Source organism: Flavobacterium alvei (genome assembly GCF_002920895.1).
In the GTDB taxonomy this organism is placed as follows: domain Bacteria; phylum Bacteroidota; class Bacteroidia; order Flavobacteriales; family Flavobacteriaceae; genus Flavobacterium; species Flavobacterium alvei.
The window spans coordinates 71555-98033 of record NZ_PQVG01000001.1 but is presented as its reverse complement, the minus strand read 5'-3'; the positions used below and the strand labels follow the sequence as shown (position 1 = coordinate 98033).

Here is a 26479-nt window from a genome sequence, read left to right as displayed (position 1 = left end):
ATTTCTCTTAAAAAAGTTGAATGTTCTACTCAACAACTTATTTACACTTTGATAACAATTTGATATTGTGTGTAAAATACTGAAAAACAGTTGTTTATTGTTTATTTTGTTTGTTTTTGTACGTGTAAATTTAAAAAGACTTCTAAAAAAATATCTTCTAATAGTTTTGCCTCAGATATTTTAAAAACAAATAAAACAATGAAAAAATTAGTATTGCTTTTCGCATTGATGTCGATTGGAACACAGATAATAGCTCAAAATCGAGCGTCAATTATCGGTAAAGTTTCTGACGGGAAATCCTATTTACCAGGTGTAAATATTTCAATTATTGAAAAAAAGATTCTAGGAAGTTCAGATTTAGACGGAAATTTTCAAATTTCTAATGTACCCGAAGAACAAATAACAGTTTCAATTAGTTATATGGGCTATGTGACCACAACTAAAGAACTAAAATTAGTTTCTGGTATAAACAATTTAGGAACAATCGTACTTCCTGCCGAAGAAGGGACTTTGAATGAAGTAATTGTAAAAGGTTTTACAGGGCCTTCGCAAATTAAAGCATTGAGTATTAAGAAAAAATCATTGGCAATTATGGATGTACTTTCGGCGGATGCTGTTGGAAAATTACCAGACCGTAATGCTGCCGAAGCCGTTCAGAGAATGCCAAGCGTAAGTGTAAACCGTTATCACGGAGAAGCAAATCAGGTAAGTGTTCGAGGAACTCCTTACGGATGGACATCAACTTTGTACAACGGAAATCGATTGCCAAGTGCTACGGTTACAGGAACAAGAAATACACTTTTAGATGCTATTCCTACCGAAATGATTCAGTACATCCAACTTTCAAAAGCCATTACTCCAGATATGGAAGGTGATGCTATTGGTGGATCGGTAAATTTTGTATCACGAACTGCTCCCCAAAAAACAATGCTAAATGCTAGTTTGGGTGGTGGTTATAATGAAAAATCTGGAAAAGGGTCTTATAATGGATCTATTGTTTACGGGCAACGATTCTTTAAAGATAAATTGGGAATTGTTCTTGCCGCCTCAATTTGGGATAGAAATTTTGCTACTGATGAAGAAGTTGTTGATTATAATGTAAATGCAGTAACTCAATCTCAAAAGTATGCTATCAACACTGTAAATGCAAAACGATATTTTGGAGAAAGAATTACCAAAGCTTTTAGCGGTTCTGTTGATTATGTGTTGAATGATAAAAATAAATTTTTTGGTAAATTTTTGTATGATAAATTTCAAGATGTAAGACCTGTTTACGAATCTTTTTATGATTTTGCCAAAAAAAGATACACTTTTAGTTATCGCTACTCGGATTATAAAACAAGTTTGAATGCCATAGAAATTGGTGGAGAACATCGAATTATTTCTAAATTGAAAATGGATTGGTCATTTTCTAATAACGAAATGACATACCTATTAGACACGCCGCCTAATATGCCATCTAATAAAAAAGGCTTGCCAATAGCACAATTCAATCAAAAATTAGTGGGCGATTTTGGGAATAGATCTTCCGACGGATTAATCTACAACACATTCGATTCTCCAAACGGAATAGGAGTGGATATTTTTGCCATCGACCCAAAGTTGACCAATCCAAACGATGTTATGGATCCAACAAAATTAACCTTGCAACAATTGGTAATTTATCAGTTAGATCAAAGAGACAAAGATCAAATAGGACAAATAAATTTTAATTACGATGCTACTGATAAATTAACCATCAAAGCGGGTTCAAAGCTAAAATTCAAAAATTATTCAGGAGAACAAACACCTTTGGCTTACTTACCAGGTGCAGCTCTTGGTATTCCTGGTTCGCCAGCCTTAGTTCCTATGAGCAATTTAGCAACCGAAGGCTATCCTAATGCTGGTAACTTCTTTTCAGAAATTGGAAGCCCATTCAATAACCTTATTGTAAATCCAATTACAAAAGACCAATTGTTTACTATATTTTCTCCGGAATATTTTGCAGCAAATGGATTTAAAGATTATTCTTCGGCCTCCAATGCAACCACAAAATTTAATGGAAAAGAAGATGTTTTCAGCACATATATAATGGGTGTTTATGATCTTACGGATAAAACAAAAATAATTGCAGGTGTTAGAAATGAAAACACTGATGTAACTATGACTAGTAGCGCTTATGATGCAAAAACCAAAGTTGTTTCGCCAGTCACAAAAAAATCTTCTTACAATGCTTTTCTTCCAATGTTGCATATCAAATATGCTTTGAATGACAACATCAATTTGAGAGCAGCTTATACAAGAACTTTTGCTAGACCTAATTTGCCGGATTTAAATCCAAGTGAAATAGTAGATATTACAGGTTCTGTATTCAAAATAACTAGAGGAAACACGGATTTGTTGCCTACTTTTTCTAATAATTTTGATTTGATGGGGGAATATTTCTTAAAAGACATCGGACTAATTACTGCTGGGGTATTTTATAAAGGAATCTCGGATTATATCTTTAAAGATATTTCATACGAAAAAATAAATGGTGTAGATTATTTAGTAACACAACCCAAAAATATAAAAGATGCTAGTTTATTAGGTTTTGAAATGGGAATTACCAAAAGATTTACAGAATTAAGTGGTTTTATGGGAGGTTTTGGAGTTGATTTTAATACCTCAATAATCAATTCAAAATTGGATGTTTCAAGATACGATGCCACTGGAAAAATAACTGCTACTGACAAAACTACCTTGCCTAACCAATCTAAATTATTGTTTAACTCTTCTGTTTTTTACGAAAAATATGGGTTTATGTTTAGAATTGCAGGAAATTATAGAGGAGAATCAGTAGAAACAATCAATCAAAATTTAGGCCCTAATTATTATATTTCTGCCAAAAGCAATTTCACTGTCGATTTATCAGCAGATTATTCTATTAGTGATAAAATAAAAGTATTTATGGAAGTTAGAAACCTTACTAATGAGCCATTTCAACAATATTTAGGAACAAATCAAAGTAGAATCACAAACAGTGAGTGGTCATCAATAAACGGACAATTAGGCATCAGATATCAAGTTTTTTAAAAAATAAATTGTATTAAAAAAATATAAAATGAAAAACACAATCAAATTAAAAGCAACTATGCTATCGCTATTTTTGGCAATAAGCGGTTTTGCTCAAAAAAGTATGAATATAGAAAATAGCCCTAATTTCAGATCGTTATCCGGTATTGAAAATAAAGAAGGGAAAAAAATTAAAGATGGTATTATATATCGTTCAGGTAATTTTTCTAAACTTACAGAAAGTGATATTACAAGATTTGATGAAATGAATATTACCACAATTGTAGATTTTAGATCGGATAGTGAGATACAAAAAGACCCTGATTTTATTCCTGTTAGCCAAAAAATAGAAACCAAAAGAGCTATGATTGGATCTATCAACGACAAAGAAATGGGCGGATTTATGAAAGTTTTAATGTCTCCAAAATTTAGTGAGACGGCATTAGATTCGTTAATGATTAGCACAAGTAATGGCTTTACAAACCATATCAAAGACTTTAAACCTTTCTTTGATGAAATTTCAAAAAAGGAATCTGTGGTTTTGTTTCATTGTACGGCTGGCAAAGACAGAACAGGATTAGCATCGGCTTTATTTTTGCACATTTTAGATGTTTCTGATGAAGAAATTATGAAAGATTACTTAAGATCTAATGAAGCAATAGCCAAAACCGATTTGTCTAAATACAAAGCCTACGGAATCCCAGAAGAAAGAATGGCAAAATTAATGGAAGTAAAAGCACCTTATCTAGAGGCCTCTTGGAATAATATCATTAAAAAATACGGCAGTATAGATGCTATGCTGGCTACCGAATTTGGTATTACTGAAAAGGTAAAAAAGGAAATAAAGAAAAAGTATTTGGTAAAATAGACTTGAAATATTTTAATTATAAAAGCCGTTCAATTTAATATTGACGGCTTTTCATTTAGTTTTATAAAAAAATATTATCTTACAATTTCGACATGTTTCCAGCCAAAGTTTCAATAAATTTCGAAATAGGTCCTTTGATCATCATAGCCATCATCGGATTGAATTCGCCTTCGAAATCTAGTTTTACATCGCTCGAATACTCTGAAATTGCATTAATATTTGCTACCAAAGTAAACGGTAATTTGTCGCTGGCGGCATTCAAAATTATTTTAGAATAAGGAACACCTTCTTTTAATCTTAGTTTAATTTCAGGCATGCCTTTTAACCCAAAATTAAAAATATCATCACCAAGAACTTCGAATTTAGCAATGTTTTCGGGCATTAATTTTTCGAAATTTCTAACATCTGACAATTGAGTGTATAAATACTCAGCTGATTTTTCTACTGTGACTTTGGGACTTTCTAAGTTCATTTTCTAAAAATTTATATTTATCCCGAAGTTTTGGGATACAATCAACAATGCTAAATTAAATCAATTTATTTTTCAACTCCCCAAGTCGAAGGACTCAAATTCCATTCTCTTAGAGTAGCTTCTTCTTCTTCAGTGATGTATCTTTTTGCAACTGCCAAATTCAATAGATTTTGATAATTACTAAGAGTAAACAAATCGACATTGGCGTTTTTAAAGTTTTCTTGGGCAACATCAAAACCATAAGTAAATATGGCAGCCATCCCTTTTACATTGGCTCCTGCTGCTCGCAAAGCTTCTACAGCCAACAAACTACTGTTTCCTGTACTAATTAAATCTTCTACAATTACTACATTTTGACCACTTTGTAGGAAGCCTTCCACTTGGTTTTGACGGCCATGTTTTTTGGGTTCTGGACGAACATAAACAAACGGCAATCCTAAGCTTTCGGCAACTAGCATGCCAATTCCAATGGCTCCAGTGGCAACACCCGCAATTACATCAGGTTTTCCAAATTGTTTTTCGATGTTTTTTGAAAATTCGTCTCGAACATAATTCCTAATAGTTGGAAATGAGAGAATTATTCGGTTATCACAATAAATTGGTGATTGCCATCCCGAAGCCCATGTAAAAGGATTTCTTGGATTCAATTTAATTGCATTAATTTGCAAAAGTAATTCGGCAGTTTTTTCGGCAGTATCTTTATTAAATATCATAGTACAAATGTATAAAGTTTTTGTGAACGACAAACCACTTTTTTTGACAAATGAAATCTCCAAAGAGACTAATTTTCAGTTATTTTTATTAGAAAGCGTTGATATAGTGCAGCTTATAGTAAAAATGTTTCAAAATAAAATTCAAAAAGCCTACCTCTATTATCCTGATGAAAAGGAAATTATGAAAACTTTGAAATCCAAAATTCCTGTTTCTAAAGCAGGAGGAGGATTGGTTTATAATAAAAAAGGCGAGGTCTTATTTATTTTTAGAGGTGGAAAATGGGATTTACCCAAAGGCGGAACAGAAAAAGGGGAAGAAATTGAAAAAACCGCAATGCGGGAAGTCGAAGAGGAAACAGGAGTTAATCGATTGACGATTACCAAAAAGCTTCAAAAAACCTATCACGTTTTCAAACGAAACGGTGTTTATAAACTAAAAATAACACAATGGTTTGAAATGCAGTCAGATTTTGATGGAATTCCAGTGGGACAAATTGAAGAAGGAATCGAAAAAGCAGTTTGGATTAAACCAAATGAGATTCCAGAGGTCTTAAAAAAATCGTACGAGAACATTAAATTATTGTTCGAAGAAGAGAAGATTAGTGTTCAGTAATCAAGTGATCAGTAATCAGTAATCAGTGTTCAGTAGTCATTCCATTTTCTATTTCAGTTTTCATATCTGAACAATAAAAACTGATTACTGAACACTTTTCTACTACCTTTGCAAAATGAATAAAAAACACCATTCCAACAATATATTGTTCAATTTAGGAATCGAAAACCTAAATGAAATGCAGGTTGCCGCCCAGGAAACCATTTTGAGCGACAATAATGTTTTACTGCTTTCGCCAACAGGTTCCGGGAAAACTTTGGCTTTTTTGTTGCCCATTTTCGAAATGCTTAAACCCGAAATTCTTTCTGTTCAATGCTTGATTCTCGTTCCTTCGCGTGAATTGGGTTTGCAAATTGAGCAAGTTTGGAAAAAAATGGGAACCGATTACAAAGTCAACGTTTGCTACGGCGGACATTCCATTGACACTGAAATCAAGAATTTGAGTAATCCTCCAGCAGTTTTAATTGGAACTCCGGGACGAATTGCCGATCATATTGACCGAGGCACTTTTCGTTTAGACAAAATAGAAACCTTGATTCTCGACGAATTCGACAAATCTTTGCAATTGGGTTTTCACGAGCAAATGTCCTTCATTATTGGAAAACTTTCGAAACTGAACAAACGCGTTTTGGTTTCGGCAACTTCTGATATTGAAATTCCAAAATATACCCGAGTGGTCAATCCTACGATTTTGGATTTTATTCCTAATGAAGAAGAAACGAGCAATCTGTCCACAAAAATGATTGTTTCAAAGGAAAAAGACAAAATGGGAAGTTTGTTCAACCTGATTTGTTCCCTGAAATCGCAATCGGCCATCGTTTTTTGCAATCACAGAGATGCTGCTGAACGCATTAGCGACACGTTGAACGAAAAAGGGATTTACGCCACCTATTACCACGGCGGAATGGATCAAGACGAACGGGAACGCGCTTTAATCCAATTCAGAAACGGAAGTGTAAGCTATTTAATCACAACAGATTTAGCTGCACGTGGACTCGATATTCCCGAAATGAAACACGTTATTCATTATCATTTACCTTTAAAGGAAGATGAATTCACGCATAGAAATGGTCGAACAGCTCGTATGCAAGCTTCTGGAACGGCTTATCTTATTGTAAACGAAAGCGAGAAAAAACTCGATTATATCGATTATGGAATGGAAGTTTTGGAAGTAAAAAACAATACAACTTTACCAAAACCACCCGAATTTCAAACCATCTACATCAGTGGTGGAAAGAAAAATAAATTGAACAAAATTGATGTTGTAGGTTTCTTTTCCCAAAAAGGGAAACTCGAAAAAGGCGATTTAGGATTGATTGAAGTGAAGGATTTTATTTCATTCGCCGCCGTAAAATTCAATAAAGTAAAAGATTTACTTCACAACATTAAGGACGAAAAAATGAAAGGCAAGAAATTTAAAATTGAAGTTGCCAGAAAGGTGATTAAGAAAGAAGAGGAGTAGATTTCAGATTCTCTTCACTCGTTCGCTATCAATGTCATTAAGTTAAGGTTTATTTGTCATTCTGACAAAATCATCGACAAAATTCTTTAACTTAATAACATTCGTTCTCTATCACTCTGATCAGATTTCAAATTAAGAATGTTAAACATCCCTGTTAAAAACGAAAACGTCTTGATTTCTCAGGACGTTTTCGTTTTTTGGTACTTCTAACTTTCCACTTCCAATTATATTTTCTTCACGTATTGCGTAATAATTACAATCGTTTGGCCATCAACACGACCTTCAATATATTCGGCATTTTCGTGGTCTAATCTGATGTTTCTTACGGCAGTTCCTTGTTTGGCAACCATACTCGACCCTTTTACTTTCAAATCTTTGATTAAAACTACCGAATCTCCAGTGGCAAGAATTACTCCGTTGCTGTCGCGGTGAATGACTTTGTTTTCGTCATCTTCGCCTTCGCCAGTAGCTTGTGCCCAAGCTAAAGTATCTTCGTCAAGATACATCATTTCTAATAATTCATTATTGCGTAAACGGCTCAACATACGCCACGAAACTACTTGCACCGGAATATGTTCGCTCCACATACTTTCGTTTAAGCATCTCCAATGATTTTGGTCTTCGTGTCCAGGATTTTCTATTTGGTCGATACAAGTGGGGCAAACCAAAATATTTTCGTCAATGCCTCCTTTTTTTGTTGGTAAAACGGTATATACTTTTAAGTTTTCGGTTGCTGCACAAAGTTCACATTGTGATCCGCTGCGTTTATTTAATGTTCTTTCCATTTCTGTTTTTGTCTAATTTTTTGCGAAAGTAGTGTTAATTAAAGCCTTTTACAAATTTAAGGAGGAAACACTATTTTTTTACTCTCACCGCATCAGGAACCAATAATTCGTATTGACCTTTATGTCGAATTACGTCTCTGACAATGCTTGAACTTATAAAAGAGGTTTTTGCAGCAGTTAATAGAAACACGGTTTCAATTTTAGACATTCTTCTGTTGGCGTGGGCAATGGCTTTTTCGAACTCAAAATCGGCCGGATTTCTTAGTCCACGAAGGATGAAATTAGCACCTATTTTTTTGCATAAATCAATTGTCAAACCTTCATAAGTGATGATGGAAATTTTGGGTTCGTCTTTGAAAGTATCTTCGAGGAAGTGTTTTCTTTCTTCAAGGGTAAACATATATTTTTTTTCGGCGTTGACACCAATGGCAATTACAATTTCGTCAAATAGAGTAATTCCTCTTCGGATAATATCTTCGTGACCTAACGTAATTGGATCGAACGAACCTGGAAAAATAGCTTTTCTCATTTTAAAGTTTATTTAATTGTTTTTCAATTCTTGAATCTGGAATTACCCAAATTAGGGCTACTGCAATATATAGTAGTCCAGAAATCCAAGGTGAAACGAAAGCCAATGGGATTGCCGAAATATAGCAAGCCATCGATATTTTGCCTTTAGTGTCACTGTTGACTGCACGATGCAAAACCGAATCATTGCCTTCGAGTTTGATGATTTTATTTTGAAGAATGATATAAGAAACGGCACACATCAACAAAACAAAGCCGTAAACACTCATAGGTACGGCCGAAAATTGATGTTCTCCAATCCAACTCGTGGCAAAAGGAATCAAGGAAAGCCAAAAAAGCAAAAACAGATTGCTCCACAAAATAGAACCACTCACTTTTTTGACCACCTGAAACATATGATGGTGATTATTCCAATAAATTCCAACATAAACAAAACTCAAAACATAACTCAAGAAAACAGGAATCAGGTGTTGCAAGGATTCGAAACTATCGTCTTCGGGTGCTTTTATTTCTAAAATCATTATCGTAATGATTATGGCTAATACACCATCGCTAAAGGCTTCGAGTCTGCTTTTGTTCATATTTTAATCTTTTTATTTTATTTTTAAACAAACAATTTCTGAATAGTCTTTGGCGTTAATAAAATCATTTATAACTGAATATCTGGAGTTTATGATTGAAGCAATTAAATCATTTGTAGTATTGCCAAACCGTAACCAAATTATCTTTGGAGGATGTCCATTTAAATGAGATAAATCATAAAAGTCTGCATCAAAAGTCACAATTGTAAACTTATTATCTCTGGCAAATTCCCATATTTCAATATCTAAATAATTTTCGATTCCAAGTTCTTTTACTTGTTTTGCCTCGGGAAAATTATTTTTAATTTTAGAAATAACTCTAAGAGAGATGTTTTGATCCAATAACAATTTCATAATGTAATTTGAATTTTATGTTCTCTATCGGCAGAATAGGCAAGACAAGCTTTGATTTGGTTTTCATTTAGTTCTGGAAAATCTTCAATAATATCATTTATGCTCATTCCGTTTGCCATCCAATATAAAATATCAAATACGGTTATTCTAGTACCAATAATCGTAGGTTTCCCAAAACGAATTTGAGTATTTATTGCGATATATTGTTTATAGTCAATCATTTTTAAGTGGTTAGTTTCTAAGGCTCTAAGTTACTAAGAATATCAGAAACTGAGGCGTTTATTCGAAAAAAAAACTTTGTCCCTCAGTTACTTAGCTTCTTAGTTGCTTTTTTATAAAGCCAATTCAATAGCATTCGTAAACAAATCCGTCAATGAAATTCCTGCTGCTTTGGCTTGTTGCGGAATCAAACTTTCAGTTGTCAATCCCGGAATGGTGTTCATTTCGAGCATATGAGGTTCGCCATCTACGAAGATGAATTCGCTTCGGGAGAAACCTTTCATTTTCAAAACTTCATAAGCGCGTTTGGCTGCTTCACTCACTTTTTGGGTCATTTCTTCGGAGATTCTGGCAGGCGTGATTTCCTGAGATTTTCCTTGGTATTTGGCTTCATAATCAAAGAAATCATTTTCAGAAACAATTTCGGTGATTGGCAAAACAATTACTTTTCCTTGATAATTGATTACTCCAACAGAAACTTCGGTACCATCCAAGAAACTTTCAATAATAATTTCGTTGTCCTCTTGATAAGCCACTTCAATAGCAATTGGCAATTCGGCTTCGGTTTTTACTTTCGAAATTCCAAAGCTGGACCCTGATTTATTTGGTTTTACAAAACAAGGTAAGCCAACGGTTTTTACGATTTCGGCAGTATCGATCTGTTCTCCTTTGTTCAAATAATAAGAAGTAGCTGTTTTGATTCCGTATGGTTTTAAAACCGAAAGCATATCGCGTTTGTTGAACGTTAATGCCGCTTGATAATAATCGCATGAAGATTGCGGCATTCCAATTAGTTCAAAATAGGCTTGCATCAATCCGTCTTCGCCCGGAGTTCCGTGAATGGCGTTGAAAACACAGTCGAAAGTAATTTTAGTTCCGTTTACGGTAGTCGAAAAATCGTTTTTGTCAATAGGGAATTCAGTTTCATTATCGTCAACATAAACCCATTTTTCTTTGAAAATATGAATTCTAAATCCGTTGTATTTGGTTTTGTCAAGAAATTGATAGACAACGTTTCCGCTGATTAAGGATATTTTATATTCGCTTGAATATCCGCCCATTATGATGGCAATGTTTTTCATGTTTTAGGTATTGGGTTCTGGGTATTAGGTTTTAGTTTGAAATAAATAGTTTTGATTGTAGGATGCCCTAGCCCCGATAGTAGTGAATTAATCTTTTGTGCCGAACACCGGCACAAAAGATTAATTCACTAAACTTTTATTTTAAGCGGAGTTCATTGAACTTCGTTTGTAACGGATAGCGGGAAATAGCTCCTTAAAAAACTATTAACAAAATTAGAATTTTTTTTGGAACGAAATAGCTTTATCTTTGCGACTTATAAAAATAAATTTATGAGCTTACGTAAGTATCTTACCAGTCGTGTGTTTTTTGGACAAGCAATTGCAGCTTTAGCTATTCTTGCCGTTTTGAGTTATTTGTTTATGCATTGGTTGACTTTTACCACCGATCATGGTCACGAAATCACGGTGCCCAATTTGGCTAAATTGACCGAGGAACAAGTGGAAGAAAAGCTAGACGAGTTGGACTTAGATTATGTGCTTTTGGACAGTGTGGATTATAATAGTGATTATCCAAAATACAGTGTGGTAGAGCAAGATCCGTTGCCGGGAGCAAAAGTAAAAGAAGGTAGAAAAGTATATATAAAAATTAACGCTTCGGGGTTTTCGTCTGTGAAAATTCCTGATTTGATTGACAAAACCTATCGTGAAGCGGTTCCCACTTTGAAAGCTTTGGGACTTGAAGAAGGAACAATTACCTATATTCCGAATCTTGGAAAGGATATGGTGTTGGAAATGCGTTGCAAAGGAAGAAATATAAAGGCTGGAGATCGCGTTTTGAAAGCTTCTAAAATTGATTTGGTTTTGGGCGACGGAAAAGAAAGTTATGTAGAAGAAGTGGATAGCTTGGCTGTGCAAAAAGATTCCATTCAATGAGCGAAAATAACGAAGAAATTGTAGATTTAGAAGACGAATTATTTGAACATTACAGATTTGACGTTCCTAAAGGACAAGAGTTTTTGAGGATTGACAAATATTTAATGAATATGATTCCGAATGCTACTCGAAATAAAATTCAAAATGCAGCTACGGGTGGTGATATTTATGTAAATGATATTCCCGTAAAATCGAATTATAAGGTAAAACCCTTTGATGTGATTCGAATAATGTTGTCGCATCCGCCTTTTGAAAATAGGGTTGATCCCGAAGATATTCCTTTGAACATTGTCTATGAGGATGATGCTGTTTTACTGATCAATAAACCGCCCGATTTTGTAGTGCATCCTGGTCACGGCAATTATACAGGAACTTTGGTGAATGCTTTGGCATTTCATTTTGAGAATTTGCCCATGAATAGTAGCGAACGTCCAGGATTGGTTCACCGAATTGACAAAGACACTTCGGGGCTTTTGGTTATTGCCAAAACCGAAGCCGCAATGACACATCTCGCCAAGCAATTTGAAGCCAAAACCACCGAAAGGGAATACATCGCGCTAGTTTGGGGAAATGTAATTGCTAACGAAGGAACGATTGAAGGCAACATTGCCCGACACCTAAAAGACCGTATGCAAATGGCTGTTTTTGCCGATCCCGAAATTGGGAAACCAGCTGTGACGCATTACAAGGTTTTAGAGCGTTTTGGGTATGTGACTTTGGTTTCTTGCATTCTCGAAACAGGAAGAACACACCAAATTCGGGTTCATATGAAACACATTGGTCACCCACTTTTCAACGATGCCCGTTATGGAGGTGATTTAATTTTAAAAGGAACTACGTTTACCAAATACAAGCAATTTATAGAGAACTGTTTCAAGGCATTGCCTCGTCAAGCATTACACGCTAAAACACTTGGTTTTATGCACCCTACAACAGGAGAATATATGCGTTTTGATACCGAATTACCACAGGATTTTCAGGATTGTCTCGAGAAATGGAGAAGCTATTCAAAAACGCATGCTAGCGAGGAGGAGGAGTAAGGTTTGGGACGCTGATGATACTGATTTTGGCGGATAAACGGAATTTTTTATAGAATAAAAGCCCTTTCAGAATTGTTGAAAGGGCTTTTTTTATTGAGAATTATTATTGTTGATTTTGATTTTCTTTTAACCAATCAATATATTCGTTGAATACAGGATTAAAAAGCGGTCTGTCTAATCCTCCCCAATTGAAAGCATTGTGTTTGATGTGAAGTAAAATTTCAGCATTTGTAGGATTGATTACTTTGTATTCAAAACTGAAATCGTAACCCCCTTTGTATTCCACATTGCTTTCGCAAATTAGAAATTTACCTACATTTTTGCTTAAATTGAGCAATCCAATATTGTCGGAAATGCTGGTTACTTTATCTGTTAAACCATTCTGAATCACATATTGTTCTAGTTCAGTTTGGATATAATATTTTTGAAAACCTCCAATATTTTTTAAAGTGCCTAAAATATAGGTTTCATATTTTTCCATATTTAAACCGCTTTTCTTTACAAATAAAAACTGATTGTATTCTTTTAGATTTATATTCTTTTTGACTAAGATTTCAGATTGAGTAAGAGTAGTTTCTGTAGGCAGTTTTCCAGTTTTGGCATCCAATTGTTTTACTTTCAAAGTTGGACTGCAAGAAGTTAGTGAAATTGCTATTGCAATGGCAAGAAGAGATTTTTTCATTTTTTTTTGATGCTTTTTTTTATTTTTTTGTTTGTATTGTGTCAAATTTTCTTTCAACAAAGTAATAGAAAAGATACTACAAAACGAAAAAAAAAGGATAGTTTTTCAAATAATTATTAAAGAATAATTTTGTATTCAAATGGGTTCTTTAAAGAAGTTCCAATTGCACAAATTGAAAAAGGTTTTATGGGTATTTTAAAGGATAAAAATTAAAATTTCAATCGTTTTCGTAAAGTTACTATTAAATCTTGCTCCTTTTTATGATTATTTTGCAAAGAACAGTAAAGACTTGCATTTTATTTTTTACTATATTTACTGTCAAGATTAGTGAAAAAACAGAAGGAATAATTTCAATAAAGACATATAATGAAAAGAGTTTTAGTAGTTACGGGTGGTGGAGATTGCCCTGGTTTAAATGCCGTAATTAGAGCAATAGTAAAAAGAGCTGCTCAAGAAAAAGATTGGGAAGTCATTGGCAGTGTTCAATCCTATGATGGTATTCTGCGCGAACCCACCGAAATCATGATTTTGGACGATAAAGCAGTAGCTGGAATCCATGTCGATGGAGGAACAATCATTGGAACGACCAATAAGGGAGGCCCTTTTGCATGGCCTGTAAAAAATCAAGATGGTACTTGGGAATCTGTTGATCGATCAGATGAAATGATACGCAAGTTGCAATATATGGGAGTTGACGCCGTAATCAGTATTGGTGGTGATGGTTCTCAAAGAATTTCTCAGCAACTTTTTGAAAAGGGGTTGAATATCATTGGTGTTCCAAAAACGATTGACAATGATTTATCTGCCACCGATTTTACTTTTGGATTTCAAACCGCTGTTCATACGGCTACTGAAGCTGTCGATAAATTAGTAACTACAGCTGCGAGTCACAATCGGGTTTTGGTGCTAGAAGTGATGGGTAGAAATGCAGGTTGGATTGCCCTAAATGCAGCTATTGCAGGTGGAGCCGAAGTATGTTTGATTCCTGAAATTCCTTATGATATTGAGGCTGTTGCCAAAAAATTACAAAGTAGATACAATAGTAGAGGAAAAGGAAATGCTATTGTTGTAATTGCCGAAGGAGCAATGCCAAAAGGAGGAACTTTACTATCCGAAAAAAGTGATGAAATTGGTTATGAAAACGTGCGTTTAGGAGGAGTGGCTCGCAAATTAGTAAACGATTTAAAATCAATTGGTTTTGAAGCCGATATGCGTGAAACCGTTCTGGGACATTTACAAAGAGGAGGATCGCCGATTGCTTACGATAGAATTTTAGCTACACAATTTGGGGTAAAAGCTTTCGAAATGGTGCTGGAGGGTAAATTTGGTGAAATGGCGGCTTATCGTCATCCCGATATTATCTCGGTTCCGTTCAAAGATGCTATCGATAATCCAAAATTAGTAGATCCAACTTGCGACTTAGTTAAAACCGCTAAAGGTGTCGGAATTGGTTTTGGAGATTAATTTTTAATAATATTCTGGACTTTTATAGTCTAAATATAAAACCGCAAATTCACAAAATGAGATTCTTAATTTCATTTGAGAATTTGCGGTTTGTTGTTTTTTAGAACTTTATTTATTAGATTTTTTAGAATTATAATTTGCGATAATTTGAGAAATTTGTGGTAAAAAATCCTTTTAAGTCAATTGGAGTTTCTGTTTTTGAAAACTTTGATTACCTTTTTGAAAGGTTAATTTTTTATGTATTTTCCGTTTAAAAACTTACATTCTGATTTTTCTCCTTTTTCATTTATTGATATTTGAATTCCATTTCTTTTATTATTTAAAAAGGGGCATTTAAAAACTAGTTTTCCATTGCTATAATCTTCTTCTAATATTTTGTTACCATTTTCATCATAATATTCAATCCATTTATAATCTTTTGAATACTCATAATTAATTCTTTTTTCTATTTTCCCATTGTCGTTGTATAATTTTTCCTCTGATATGATTCTTTTCTTTCCATTAAAATAGGTTGTAAGTTTAATTAACACTCCATTTTTAAATTCTGCAGTACCAAGTAAATGATCTTTATGCTTAAATTTATGAGCAATTCCGTTGAATAATTCATTATTATCCTTTCGGTAAGTCAAATAATTTTCGTTATAAATTTCTTTTATACTCAGACTATCTTGTGAGTAAACATTTAGTGAAAAAAAGATAATTAAATACAGGATAAATTTTGTTTTCATTTTCTATAAGCTAATTTTATATTTTGACCCCTGCACAATTCCCCTGCGTTCGATTTCGTTCTCGATATAACTTTGAATCTGCGTTTTTTTTAAGCCCCAGTTGGGTGCAATGAGCAAATTCCAATCGGAGATTCCAAACAAACGCTGGATAACAATATCAGGCCGCAACATTGGAATCAATTCGCAAAGCAAGTCGGTGTATTCTTCCAAACTGAAGAGCTTGAAAGGTTCTCTCTTGTATTTGACCCCCATAATCGAGCCTTCGACGATGTGCAAATGGTGGAATTTCACGAATTTAATCTGCTGAAAACGGTTGATTTCGTGAATGTAGTTCAACATCATTTCGCGAGTTTCCCAAGGAAAACCAAAAATAGTGTGGACGCACAAATCGAGTGGGCTGTCTTTCAACAATTCCACTGCGGATACAAATTCGGCGTGACTGCAACCTCGGTTGATTTGCTCCAGGGTTTCGTCATAAATGGATTCCATTCCCATTTCTAAATCCACGTCGAATCTATCGCAATAACTTTCTAGCAAAGCCACTTTTTCGGCATCGATGCAATCCGGACGCGTTCCCACAGAAAAGCCCACAACATCCTCGGTGTTGATGGACAAAGCTTCGTCGTACATTGGTTTTAAAATAGAAACAGGCGCATACGTATTGGTGTTCGGCTGGAAATAGACAATAAATTTACCGGCTTTGTATTGGTTTTTGGCACGTTCCATTCCGTCCTTCAACTGAGTGGAAATGGTTGGCGTTTTTCTGGAAAGTTCGGGCGTAAACGAATCGACATTGCAATAGGTGCAACCGCCGTAGCCTTTGTTTCCGTCTCGGTTGGGACAGGAAAAACCGCCATCGACAATGACTTTATAAACGCGTTGTCCGTTGTATTTTTTACGCAAGTGTGCGCCGTAATTTTTGTATCCTTTGGGTTCTGTATTCATTCCTCAAAAGTACAAAATTCGATTTGTTTGATGGAATTTCATTGCTGCTTTTAAAAATTTCAACCACAAATTACACGAATTGGCACAAATTTTATCAATTTTAAAATTGAATTTCACGAATTCTACGTGGTTTAATAATTTGTGATAATTTGTGTAATTTGTGGCCAGCTTTTTTATGAGACAATGTCTTGTTTTATTTTCCCAATCGAACCCGTCTTGGATGGAACCAATTCGAAAATCGAAGTTGGTTTCAGCGCAGGCTCCATTCGATGCGAAACATAAATAATGGTCATATTGGTTTCCTGAATCAAGAGGTTGATGAGGTCGGTCACCAAGACGGAATTGTGGTCGTCCAGACCGTCCAAAGGTTCGTCCAAAATGATTAAAGGCGGGTGTTTGATGACGGCACGAACAATCAAAATGACTCTTTGTTGCCCTAAAGACAATTGCATAAATGACTTATTTTTTAAAGCACTCATCCCGATAACTTCCAGCCATTGTGCCGCTATTTGCTTTTGCAAAATCGTGGGTTGGGTATATAATCCAATCGAATCGAAGAATCCCGAAAGAATCATTTGCTCCACGGTGTGGTTTCGTTTGAACATCTGCGTCATCGAAGTTGAGAAAATCCCGATGTTTTTCTTGATGTCCCAAACGCTTTCGCCGCTTCCTTTTTTACGTCCAAAAAGATACAATTCTTGTTCGTAGCCTTTTGGGTTTTCTCCCGTAATCATTGATAAAATGGTGCTTTTTCCAGAACCGTTGGGACCGACCAATTGCCAAAATTCGTCTTGTTTGATGGTCCAAAAAATAGAATCCACAATAGGTCTTTCGTCGTAACTGACCGAAACACCGTCCATTTTCACGAGAATTTCGTTGGTGTTGTCAAACGAGTGCAAGGGTTTCGGGATTTGGGTTGTATGTTTTTCTTCGGTAGATTTTTTTGAAGTTTCTATGGGTTTCGTCACAAAAGAATCGTCTGTGATTTGTACCTTGTTTTCGACGAAAGAAAGCAAATCTTCCGTGCGGTTGACCAACTGGATGAAACTCAATGATTCCGATAATTGTTTCAAAGAATCAGCCAAAGTTTTTCGGGAAGCTTGATCCAAATGGTCGAAAGGATTGTCCAGAATGATGTAATCCGGTTTTTGGTTCAGGCAATAGTTCAAGAATTCTTTTTTTTGTTCGCCAGCCGAGAAACTGCGCAATTTTCGGTTGGAAGCGGCTTCGAGCGTGTCGTATTGCTCTTCTTTTTCGATAAATTGTTGGATGGTGATATCCGAAAAAAGAATGCCTTTCAAGTTGTTGTAAATGGCTAATTCGCCAGTACTGCTGCCAGAAAGCAAGGTTTTGATGAGTTGATTTTTGTTGACTGAATCAGATAAAAGGATATTCCAGTGAGGTTTGTTGTTCATTGTAAGGGGAATGTTTGAATGCAGCGTATTTTTTGTAAAACTAAAAAATAATTTGTGCTAATTTGTGAAATTTGTGGTAAAAAATTGGCACGCAGATGACTCAGGTTTTGGCGGATAAAACGGATTTTCTATCTGTGTAAATTCGTTTTATTCGTTGGAATCCGTGGACGAAAAAAATCTTCCCCAATTTTCGTTTTCGGTTTTTCAATTTGTACTTTTGAAACTTTCAAACCAGAATCACTATTATGAAAATCGTCATCTCGCCAGCCAAATCCTTGAACTTCGAAAAAGCATTGCCCACTCCTGATTTTTCCGATTCTTTGTTCCTGAAAGAGTCGCGCCAAGTCCACAAAGTCTTGAAGCAAAAATCGCCAAAGCAACTTTCGGAATTAATGGCTATTTCGGATAAATTGGCCGATTTGAATTGGCAACGCAACCAAGATTGGAAAACGCCTTTCACGCCCGACAATGCGCGTCCGGCGGTTTTTGCTTTTGATGGCGATGTTTATATGGGCTTGGATGCCTATTCGATTCCAGTGGAAAAACTGGACGTTTTGCAAGAGCGTTTGCGCATCCTCTCGGGTTTGTATGGACTCTTGAAACCCTTGGATTTGATTCAGGCGTATCGTCTGGAAATGGGAACCAAATTGCCCATTGGCGAAAGCAAAAACCTGTATGAATTTTGGAAGCCCATTATTGCCAAAGCCTTGAACAAGGAACTTCACAAAGGGGAGTTGTTCGTTAATTTGGCGAGCAACGAATATTTCTCGGCCGTGGATGTCAAAGCCTTGAAAGTACCCGTAATCACGCCGGAATTCAAGGATTACAAAGACGGAAAACTCAAGATAATCAGTTTTTTTGCCAAAAAGGCGAGGGGGTTGATGGTGCGTTACATCATCGATACCAATGCCGAAACCATTGAGGATTTGAAAGGTTTCGATTATGAGGGCTATCGATTTGACGCCAATTTATCTAAAGGGAATAATTTGGTTTTTACAAGATAGATAAAAAAAGACCGCAGATTGGCATATTTAAAATTAATAATCTGCGAATCTGCGGTTTTAGTTTTTACTAAAATCTTAGTGCATTGCATCAGCAGGATTTACCTTGTTTTTTCCTTTTTTGATAAATAGAATAATCGGGATACAACATAAAAATAAGATTCCTAAATAAAGGAAAATATCCATATACGATAAAACAGTACTTTGTTTTAGAACAGAATAATCCAATGCTTGATAGGCTTTTTGCAGCGATTCGTTGCTGCTGAAACCTTTCGACATAAAATTTCTTTGCATGCCCAGTATTCGTTGTTGCACTTGGTATTTGCTAGGGTCCAAATTGGCAATCAAATCGACCCTGTGTTCTTGGGTAAAACGCGTGATGAAGGTGGTAATGATGGCAATACCAAACGAACCTCCCAATTGGCGCATCATTCCCGTAAAGGCGGCACCTTCGCCAATGTGTTTACCTTTTAAAGTAGAAAGCGAAAGCGTGGTGATGGGCACGAAAAGCAATCCCAATCCAATTCCTCTTAGAATCAATGGCCAAAATAAATGTTCGACACCGGTATCGGGCGTCATATTGTTGTACATCATAAAGGTAAAGAAGAAAAAGATCAAAAATCCAACTGCCACCATATAGCCTTGCGGCACTCCTTTTTGAATTAAAGTTCCCACTATGGGCATCATCATAGCCGTGGTTATCGAACCGGGAATCAGCAATAATCCCGCATCGGTCGCTGTCCAGCCCAAGATGGCCTGGGTGTAAATGGGGATAATCAAGGTGGAACCATACAATCCGAAACCGAGGATGAAACACATCACGGTTCCTATCCTGAGGTTTCCGTCTTTGAGCACGCTCAAATTCACGATGGGATGTTTGTAGGTAAGCTCTCTCCAAATAAAGAGTATCAACCCAAAAATGGTTACTACACTCAAACTGGTAATCAAGGAATCATTGAACCAATCGTCTTGCTGACCGTGTTCCAAAACAAATTGCAAGGAACCGATGAAAGTGGCCAACAATGCAATTCCCCACCAATCGACTTGATTTGATTTTAATTTTTCACCATATTTAGGACTTCTCACGAAAGAAATGGCCAAAATTGTAGCGATAATTCCCAACGGAATATTGATATAAAAAATATACGGCCAAGAATAATGATCGACCAAATAGCCTCCCAATGGCGGTCCCAATGTAGGGCCCACAATTACGCCCATTCCGTAAATGGCTTGCGCCATTCCACGTTTGGCCACCGGATAACTTTCGGTAATGATGGTTTGGGCGGTTACCAATAAAGCTCCGCCCCCAATACCTTGAACAAATCGAAAGGCGACCAATTCCCAAATGTTTGTGGCATTTCCACACAAAAAGGAACATACCGTAAACAGGATTATCGAGGCCACGAAATAATTGCGTCTTCCAAATTGTTGCGACAACCAACTGGTCATTGGAATCACGATTACATTCGCAATGGCATAAGCCGTAATTACCCAAGCCACGTCGGTCAAGGTGGCACCAAGACTTCCTCGCATATCGGTTAGCGCCACGTTGACGATGGTCGTGTCCACGATTTCCAACAGCGCACAAAGTACTGCCGTAATCGTGATGATGACGCGTCGGTAGCCGTATTCCACTAAATCGTCGTCTATTGCTTGTACTTTTTTCATTTTTTTTTAAAATTATTTTTTTAGATTTCTAATCTGAAATCTGCAATCTAAATTCTGCAATCTGAAATCTTATTTCAAATGCACGTCCACGTCAACATTCATTCCGGGACGCAATAATTTTACTTTTTCAGGATCGTTGGTTTTGTCTAAGCTAATTTTTACGGGTAATCTTTGAATCGTTTTTACAAAATTTCCAGTAGCATTATCAGGAGGTAATAATGAGAAACGTGATCCCGTGGCTGGCGAAAAGGATGTTAGTGTTCCTTTAAATTCATAATCAGGATACGCATCTACTTTTAAGCTCACTTTTTGTCCAACAACCATTTTGTCTAATTGGGTTTCCTTGAAATTGGCCACGACCCAAGCTTCGTTGTTGTTGATGATGTAAAATAAAGATTGTCCAGCTTGAACCAATTGTCCGGGTTGGATATCTACTTTAGAAACTTGTCCATCAATCGCAGCAGTAACAACCGTGTAAGTCAAGTTTAACTTGGCAACATCTAAAAGTGTTTGGGCTCTTTTGATATTGGCCGCAGCCACTTCAGTTTGTTTATCTGATGCTTTAGATTTTGATTCAATTACCGATTTTTGGTAAGAACTCGCTCTTTGTTGTTGTTCTAAAACACGTACTTGACTTTCAGCTTCGTCTTTGGCAGCCAATGCTTGTTCGTATTGTTGTTTGGTAATCGTATGCGTTTTGTACAAATTATTGTAACGGTTGTAATCACTAGTAATTTGTCTCAATCTAATTTTGGCACTTTCAATAGAACCACTTGCCGATTTCATATTGGCATCCGATACAGAAATACTGGCATTGGCACTTCCAATATCGGCTTTTGCTGCTTCAAATTGACTTTCTGCACCTAATAAAGCGGCATTGGCCTCATCAATTTTTAATTGATAATCCCTTTTGTCAATAGTAAATAATGTATCTCCTTTTTTTACAAAATCATTGTCTTTTACATAAACCTTGCTGATATAACCCGGAACTCTTGGTATAATTGGGTTCATTTTTTTCTCGATTTGAGCGTCATCAGTTCCTTCGTGAGACAAAGAATGCATATATTTATAGATGCCATAAGTACCACCTATTAGTACCAATGCGCTTAATATGAAGATGAATTTGGTATTTGTTTTTTTCTTTTCCATGAGGGTTAATATTATATTTTAGTAAGATTGAAAGATTGTGCTATTTGTCCTGTTACTGAAAGTAATTCGTAATATTTTTGAATGATAGTGGCTTTAGATACTGCAGTGTTTAATTTTGTATTCAGATATTCAACATCGGCTTCTACTAAATCGTTTGTGTCTGATAAACCGTTGTCAAATTTGTCTTTTACAATTCTATAGTTTTCAGATGCCTGCTGAACAGCTTCGTCATAAACCACACTTTGGTTAATGGCTAAATCATAATCTTCAAGAGCCTTTTGAACTTCATTTTTGATGCGATCGGTAAGGATGGCTTCGGTGTTTTTTACTTCCAATGCTTTACTTTCGGCTACTTTTACGTGGGCTTTGTTTTTTAGAATTCCTCCAATGTCATAGGAAAGGCCTACACCAAAATTCATAGCATATTTTACGGTAACAATATTTTTTAAATCCAAGGCAGTATATCCTCCAACTAAAGAAATAGATGGATAATACCCCGATTTTGCAACTTTAATACTGGCCTCGCTAGCTTTTTGTTGAAAATGTATGGCTTCTAAATCTTTTCTGTTTTGCAGTGCTACCGCATCAGATTTTGGTGCATTATCTGTTTTTAGATTAAAGAAATCCTTTTCGTCAACTTCCAATTTTGTGTTGGTATCTATTTTTAGCAAGGTAGCTAGATAGAAATTAATATTATTGAGATTGTTTTGGGCTTCATCAATAGCAATTTGAGTTCTTGAAACCAGCAATTGCGCTTTCAATAAATCATTTTTTGGGATAATTCCGTTTTTCTCTAATTCTGTAAAATCAGTCACCCTTTGTTTGGCACTTTTTTGATTTTCAATTAAAATGTCTACTGTTTTTTGTGCCTTATACAAAGCCGTGTAATAATTTACCACACGCATCGTAATGTCTTCCTTTGTTTTGGCAGCATTGGCATTTTCAGCTTGATATAAATTATCCGATATTTTAATATTATTCTGAATTTTGAAACCTGAAAATATGGGCAAACTAACATTAGCTTGAGCTAGCATCACTTGATCTGGTGCAGGCAGTGGGGCAGCATTCGGATCTGTATTGGCCATTTCTACCGAAGCATTTGTCAATCGTTGGTATTGTCCAGATATTTTAAAATCGGGATATTGATTGTTTTTAACACTTTGTAATTCGTATTTCGATGAATTTACTTTGGTATTGGCCAGTATAACTTCGTTACTTTTCGTCCAAGCCAGTTTTACAGCTTCATCCAAAGTTAAACTCATTTTTTCTTGTGCGGTTACCGATGATATCCCAATAAAAGAAATACCAAAGAGTAAGAATTGTTTAATTTTCATATAATAGAAGTGCTTTTATAGTTTGTTGAATGTGTTTTTTTAAATCTGTTTTTACATAATTATTGAAAGCTTCATCTGTATTTAGATTTAGAATTTCTTCGAAAAAAGGTTTGTTCATCTGAAAATGAAAATAGATCCCTAGAATGGTTGGTGTCAACAAAGGAATGATGATATCTTTTCTAAAAACGCCTTTAGCCTGTCCTTCCTGAATAATAAGTTCCAAAGATTTTAGATTGGATTTTTTTATTTCTGAAAAAGAATCTAATTCTAAAACTCTTTTTTTAGAAGCTAATTCAAAATGCAACACACGATAAATCCCTTTATTACAATCAATTCTATTGATGTAAAGTTCAATGAGCTTGTTTATTTTATCGAAAGGTTCCAGGTTTTCGTCTATCAAATGAACCAATTGTTCTTTGAGACCAGAGGTTTTATGCAAGATCAAGGCTTCGAGTAATTTTTCCTTGCTGCCAAAATAATAAGAAACCATCGCCACGTTTATCTTCGCTTCTTTCGAAATATCCCGAATCGAAGTGCCATCAAAACCTTTTTCGGCAAATAGCGTTTCGGCTACTTTCAGAATTTCTATTTGTTTGTCGTTTAAATCAATTTGCATCTTTATTTGATTTTAATGATGCAAAATTAAACAGTTGTTTAAATTAAACAGTTGTTTAATTTTTGTTTAACTTTTTTTTAACATTTGCAGAGTTTTTTTTGAAATTGAAAAAACTCTTTTGCAAAAGCTAAACTTATTTATATTTGTACTTCTATTTTAATATTAAAAAGATGAAAAGAAAATCAGTATTTTTAGTGGCATTAGTTGCTTTTATGGTTTTTTCGACTGCCAAAGCACAAATTAATTTGGGTGAAAAAGCCTTAGGAGCAGTTCAAAAAGGATATACAGGATTTACCTTTAGTAACGAAGATGCTGCAAAGTTGTCTAAAGAAGCTGTCGCCAAAATGGATGCAGAACACGTTATTGCTGGGCCAACCGATCCTTACACAGTTAGACTCAACAAGATTTTTGGAAAATATACCAAGGCTTATGGATTGGAATTAAACTACAAAGTCTATGTGATTAAAGAAGTAAATGCTTTTGCTACTGCTGACGGAAGTGTTCGTGTTTACAGTGGTTTGATGGATGTTATGGATGACAACGAATTGTTAGTAGTTATTGGTCACGAAATTGGTCACGTAGTAAATAAAGATTCTAGAGATGCAGCAAGAGCAGCTTACCAAAAAGAAGCTTTGATTGACGGTGCAGCTTCACAATCAGGAACGATAGCCGCTGTAACCGATAGTCAATTAGGGAAAATTGGAAGCGCTATGATCGACAGTAAACACAGCCGTAAACAAGAATCCGAAGCCGATTTGTTTGCTTATGAATTTATGAAGAAAAACGGTTATGATGTCAATGCGGTTGAATCGGCCTTTTCTATTTTGGCTAAAATGAGCGAAGGAGCTCAAAGCGATTTCTTGACTAAGATGATGAGTTCGCATCCAGACTCAAAAGAAAGAGCCGAAAATGCCAGAAAAAGAGCTGAGAAAGACGGATTGTATAAACCCTATGTGCACCAAACGCCAGTGGTTACTCCGGTAAAAACGACAAAACCAGCAGCAAAGACTACCACAAAAAAGAAAACTACCACCAAAAAATAGAATTCAATTCGTGGTCATATATCAAAAAAGCAGAACTTTTCGGTTCTGCTTTTTTTGTTTTTATAGATTTATGAATAGTGTATTGTTTTGTTGAGATGACCTATAGAGTTATTGCATATCAACAACAATTGGCAAGTTGTATGCGGTTCGAACGGGTTTTGAACCAATTATTCCTGGAGTCCATTTGGTTCTCAAAGATTTTAAAACTCGAATGGCTTCACGTCCTAATCCGTAGCCTGGATCTCTGATCACTTTTATATCAGTCATACTGCCGTCTCTTTCGATTACGAATGACACATAAACTCTAAAAGTGTTGATAGCATCAATATCGGGTTTCTCGAAATTATTGCCCACATATTTGTAAAATTTCTCTATTCCACCTGGGAATTCGGGCATTTTATCCAAAATAGCAGTGTTTACAACAGTAGTTCCATAATCAACAGCAGGAGGAGTTTCGGTTCCAGTTCCATTTCCAGAAGTTGTGGTGTTTGAGCCTGTTCCAGTTCCTTCTGAAGCAACATTAGAGGCAAATTTATTTTCAGCATTTGTGGCCACTTCTGGTGTGGCTTCTGTTGGATGAACAATAGTTGGATTGATTAATTGGTCTTTTGCAATGGTGGCTTCGCTAACTTGGCTTTTTGCTTCAGGAAGCACTGGTTTTTCTATATCTTGAAGATGAACTGTGGTGACTACAACTGGATCAGAAAATTCAGGAATTAAAGTTTCGGGTTCAATTGTAGTACCAAAACGGCTAATAATAGTTGAAATCACTCCAATAGAAGCTACAAATAGCAATCCTAAAAATAGCGCAGTCAAGGAACTTTTGACACTATCTCGTCGCAATTGATAAGCACCATATTCTTTGTTTTTGTTTTCGAAGATAAGGTCAATCCAGCGGGTTTCGTAAATACTTAATCTAGACATAATTTAGGTTTTTTATGGTTAGGTATTTATCATGTCATAAGCAGTGTCTTTTAACATACAACGTAAAAGATGTTTGGTTTAATATATAAAAAGCTGATTATTTTTAAAATATTTTAACAAGAAGAATAAAGGTCTTTGTTTTCGGGGCTTTGCAAAAAAAAACAAAAGCCTGACTGTGAAATAAGTCAAGCTTTTTGTTGTTGTCGGGATGACTGGATTCGAACCAGCGACCCCTAGCACCCCATGCTAGTACGCTACCTGGCTGCGCTACATCCCGCAGTTTCAAAGCGATTGCAAAGATATATTTTTACCGTTTATTTGCCAAATCATCCAAATACAAAACCAACTTTCTATTAAGCAAATTGCGCAAATAAGTTGTAGTACCTGTTAGCGGTTCGGTTGTTTATTTATAAAGTTTATCAATTCCGATTTTCGATTCAGTTCGTTTGCTAATTCCTACTAGCACAAATTTTTCAAAATTCAATTTTTAATTTTAAGTGTTATTTTATAAAACAACAATCTTAACTATTTATAATTAAAGTCATTATCCAAATTATAAATAGGGAAAACACGAAAAGATGGATAAAGAAAGAATTTTTTGTTTCCTTTTTTAGTCCAAAAGTTGATATTGCATTAGTTATTAATAAAATTACGTTTAAAATAGCAACAATGAAAATTGAGAAAAAATCTAAATTTGGAGTACAAGGGCCAGATTTAAATTGTCCTGATAAATTAATAATTACTACAGCTATTATGGAAATAACATAAAATATTATTGATAATAAAGCATTTCTCTTTTCGGTATTCATTAATTTTAGTTCTTAAGAAAGTTCAATGTTAGTGATCATTTCATTATTACTCAGTTTTTGCTCAACTGACCGCTAGCT

26 protein-coding genes and 1 tRNA gene are annotated in these 26479 nt (G+C 35.3%); 9 read left to right on the top strand and 18 right to left on the bottom strand.

Annotated elements, in window-relative coordinates:
- Positions 1-198: 198 nt before the first annotated feature.
- The gene (locus C3L50_RS00465; protein WP_103803975.1) at positions 199-3054 is read left to right on the top strand and encodes a TonB-dependent receptor; all 2856 of its coding nucleotides are present in this window, start codon (positions 199-201) and stop codon (positions 3052-3054) included.
- A 28-nt stretch (positions 3055-3082) separates the two neighbouring features.
- On the top strand, positions 3083-3901 hold the full coding sequence (locus tag C3L50_RS00460; protein WP_103803972.1) for a tyrosine-protein phosphatase: 819 nt from the start codon (positions 3083-3085) through the stop codon (positions 3899-3901).
- 79 nt (positions 3902-3980) lie between these two features.
- On the opposite strand, the gene C3L50_RS00455 is transcribed toward C3L50_RS00460, so the two are convergent.
- Both C3L50_RS00455 and pyrE read right to left on the bottom strand, forming a co-directional pair.
- Positions 3981-4373, bottom strand: coding sequence for an SRPBCC family protein (locus C3L50_RS00455; RefSeq protein ID WP_103803970.1), 393 nt, complete (start codon positions 4371-4373; stop codon positions 3981-3983).
- A gap of 65 nt (positions 4374-4438) precedes the next feature.
- Positions 4439-5086: an orotate phosphoribosyltransferase gene (pyrE, locus tag C3L50_RS00450; protein ID WP_103803968.1), complete on the bottom strand. Its 648-nt coding sequence runs from the start codon at positions 5084-5086 to the stop codon at positions 4439-4441.
- A 7-nt stretch (positions 5087-5093) separates the two neighbouring features.
- Between pyrE and C3L50_RS00445 the strand changes: the two genes are divergently transcribed.
- On the top strand, positions 5094-5699 hold the full coding sequence (locus C3L50_RS00445) for an NUDIX hydrolase (RefSeq protein WP_103803967.1): 606 nt from the start codon (positions 5094-5096) through the stop codon (positions 5697-5699).
- A 115-nt stretch (positions 5700-5814) separates the two neighbouring features.
- Complete coding sequence (locus C3L50_RS00440) at positions 5815-7161, top strand: DEAD/DEAH box helicase (protein ID WP_103803965.1); 1347 nt, start codon at positions 5815-5817, stop codon at positions 7159-7161.
- 224 nt (positions 7162-7385) lie between these two features.
- On the opposite strand, the gene C3L50_RS00435 is transcribed toward C3L50_RS00440, so the two are convergent.
- From C3L50_RS00435 to C3L50_RS00410, 6 genes are all read right to left on the bottom strand, one after another.
- Entirely contained in the window at positions 7386-7946 is a 561-nt protein-coding gene (locus C3L50_RS00435) for a PhnA domain-containing protein (protein ID WP_103803963.1), read from the bottom strand.
- Positions 7947-8016: 70 nt separating this feature from the next.
- Positions 8017-8475, bottom strand: a complete 459-nt coding sequence (gene coaD / locus C3L50_RS00430; RefSeq protein WP_103803962.1) for a pantetheine-phosphate adenylyltransferase — start codon at positions 8473-8475, stop codon at positions 8017-8019.
- A gap of 1 nt (position 8476) precedes the next feature.
- The gene (locus C3L50_RS00425) at positions 8477-9055 is read right to left on the bottom strand and encodes a TMEM175 family protein (RefSeq protein WP_103803960.1); all 579 of its coding nucleotides are present in this window, start codon (positions 9053-9055) and stop codon (positions 8477-8479) included.
- Between the two features lie 12 nt (positions 9056-9067).
- Positions 9068-9409, bottom strand: a complete 342-nt coding sequence (locus C3L50_RS00420; protein WP_103803959.1) for a DUF5615 family PIN-like protein — start codon at positions 9407-9409, stop codon at positions 9068-9070.
- Positions 9406-9630, bottom strand: a complete 225-nt coding sequence (locus C3L50_RS00415) for a DUF433 domain-containing protein (protein ID WP_103803957.1) — start codon at positions 9628-9630, stop codon at positions 9406-9408. Before C3L50_RS00415 ends, C3L50_RS00420 begins: the two co-directional genes overlap by 4 nt.
- A gap of 111 nt (positions 9631-9741) precedes the next feature.
- Complete coding sequence (locus C3L50_RS00410; RefSeq protein ID WP_103803955.1) at positions 9742-10710, bottom strand: D-alanine--D-alanine ligase; 969 nt, start codon at positions 10708-10710, stop codon at positions 9742-9744.
- 270 nt (positions 10711-10980) lie between these two features.
- Here C3L50_RS00410 and C3L50_RS00405 point away from each other — a divergent pair, with 270 nt between their 5' ends.
- Positions 10981-11583, top strand: coding sequence for a PASTA domain-containing protein (locus tag C3L50_RS00405; protein ID WP_103803953.1), 603 nt, complete (start codon positions 10981-10983; stop codon positions 11581-11583).
- Complete coding sequence (locus tag C3L50_RS00400; RefSeq protein ID WP_103803951.1) at positions 11580-12623, top strand: RluA family pseudouridine synthase; 1044 nt, start codon at positions 11580-11582, stop codon at positions 12621-12623. Before C3L50_RS00405 ends, C3L50_RS00400 begins: the two co-directional genes overlap by 4 nt.
- Positions 12624-12726: 103 nt before the next feature.
- Here the strand turns inward: C3L50_RS00400 and C3L50_RS00395 are convergent, their stop codons facing one another.
- Positions 12727-13305 (bottom strand): hypothetical protein, encoded by a 579-nt coding sequence (locus C3L50_RS00395; protein WP_133158829.1) that lies wholly within the window; start codon positions 13303-13305, stop codon positions 12727-12729.
- Between the two features lie 366 nt (positions 13306-13671).
- On the opposite strand from C3L50_RS00395, the gene C3L50_RS00390 reads away from it, so the two are divergent.
- A complete protein-coding gene (locus C3L50_RS00390) occupies positions 13672-14769 on the top strand; it encodes a 6-phosphofructokinase (protein ID WP_103803948.1) in 1098 nt (365 codons plus the stop codon).
- A 227-nt stretch (positions 14770-14996) separates the two neighbouring features.
- Here C3L50_RS00390 and C3L50_RS00385 read toward each other — a convergent pair whose 3' ends face one another.
- The 3 genes from C3L50_RS00385 to C3L50_RS00375 all read right to left on the bottom strand — a co-directional run bounded on the left by C3L50_RS00385 (position 14997) and on the right by C3L50_RS00375 (position 17857).
- Positions 14997-15497, bottom strand: a complete 501-nt coding sequence (locus tag C3L50_RS00385) for a toxin-antitoxin system YwqK family antitoxin (protein WP_103803946.1) — start codon at positions 15495-15497, stop codon at positions 14997-14999.
- A gap of 3 nt (positions 15498-15500) precedes the next feature.
- The gene (locus tag C3L50_RS00380; protein ID WP_103803944.1) at positions 15501-16442 is read right to left on the bottom strand and encodes a TIGR01212 family radical SAM protein; all 942 of its coding nucleotides are present in this window, start codon (positions 16440-16442) and stop codon (positions 15501-15503) included.
- A 173-nt stretch (positions 16443-16615) separates the two neighbouring features.
- On the bottom strand, positions 16616-17857 hold the full coding sequence (locus C3L50_RS00375) for an ATP-binding cassette domain-containing protein (RefSeq protein WP_103803942.1): 1242 nt from the start codon (positions 17855-17857) through the stop codon (positions 16616-16618).
- 245 nt (positions 17858-18102) lie between these two features.
- Between C3L50_RS00375 and yaaA the strand changes: the two genes are divergently transcribed.
- Entirely contained in the window at positions 18103-18861 is a 759-nt protein-coding gene (yaaA, locus tag C3L50_RS00370; RefSeq protein WP_103803940.1) for a peroxide stress protein YaaA, read from the top strand.
- A 75-nt stretch (positions 18862-18936) separates the two neighbouring features.
- Here the strand turns inward: yaaA and C3L50_RS00365 are convergent, their stop codons facing one another.
- From C3L50_RS00365 to C3L50_RS00350, 4 genes are all read right to left on the bottom strand, one after another.
- Positions 18937-20526: an MDR family MFS transporter gene (locus tag C3L50_RS00365; protein WP_103803938.1), complete on the bottom strand. Its 1590-nt coding sequence runs from the start codon at positions 20524-20526 to the stop codon at positions 18937-18939.
- 69 nt (positions 20527-20595) lie between these two features.
- A complete protein-coding gene (locus C3L50_RS00360; RefSeq protein WP_103803936.1) occupies positions 20596-21675 on the bottom strand; it encodes an HlyD family secretion protein in 1080 nt (359 codons plus the stop codon).
- Between the two features lie 11 nt (positions 21676-21686).
- Complete coding sequence (locus C3L50_RS00355; RefSeq protein WP_103803934.1) at positions 21687-23009, bottom strand: TolC family protein; 1323 nt, start codon at positions 23007-23009, stop codon at positions 21687-21689.
- Positions 22999-23625, bottom strand: a complete 627-nt coding sequence (locus C3L50_RS00350; protein WP_103803932.1) for a TetR/AcrR family transcriptional regulator — start codon at positions 23623-23625, stop codon at positions 22999-23001. The genes C3L50_RS00355 and C3L50_RS00350 overlap by 11 nt, the downstream gene beginning before the upstream one ends.
- A 170-nt stretch (positions 23626-23795) precedes the next feature.
- Between C3L50_RS00350 and C3L50_RS00345 the strand changes: the two genes are divergently transcribed.
- Positions 23796-24668 (top strand): M48 family metalloprotease, encoded by an 873-nt coding sequence (locus tag C3L50_RS00345; RefSeq protein ID WP_103803930.1) that lies wholly within the window; start codon positions 23796-23798, stop codon positions 24666-24668.
- Positions 24669-24776: 108 nt separating this feature from the next.
- Here C3L50_RS00345 and C3L50_RS00340 read toward each other — a convergent pair whose 3' ends face one another.
- Both C3L50_RS00340 and C3L50_RS00335 read right to left on the bottom strand, forming a co-directional pair.
- Positions 24777-25592: an energy transducer TonB gene (locus C3L50_RS00340; protein WP_103803928.1), complete on the bottom strand. Its 816-nt coding sequence runs from the start codon at positions 25590-25592 to the stop codon at positions 24777-24779.
- A 203-nt stretch (positions 25593-25795) separates the two neighbouring features.
- Positions 25796-25869: transfer RNA gene (locus tag C3L50_RS00335), tRNA-Pro, on the bottom strand.
- Between the last annotated feature and the right edge of the window lie 610 nt (positions 25870-26479).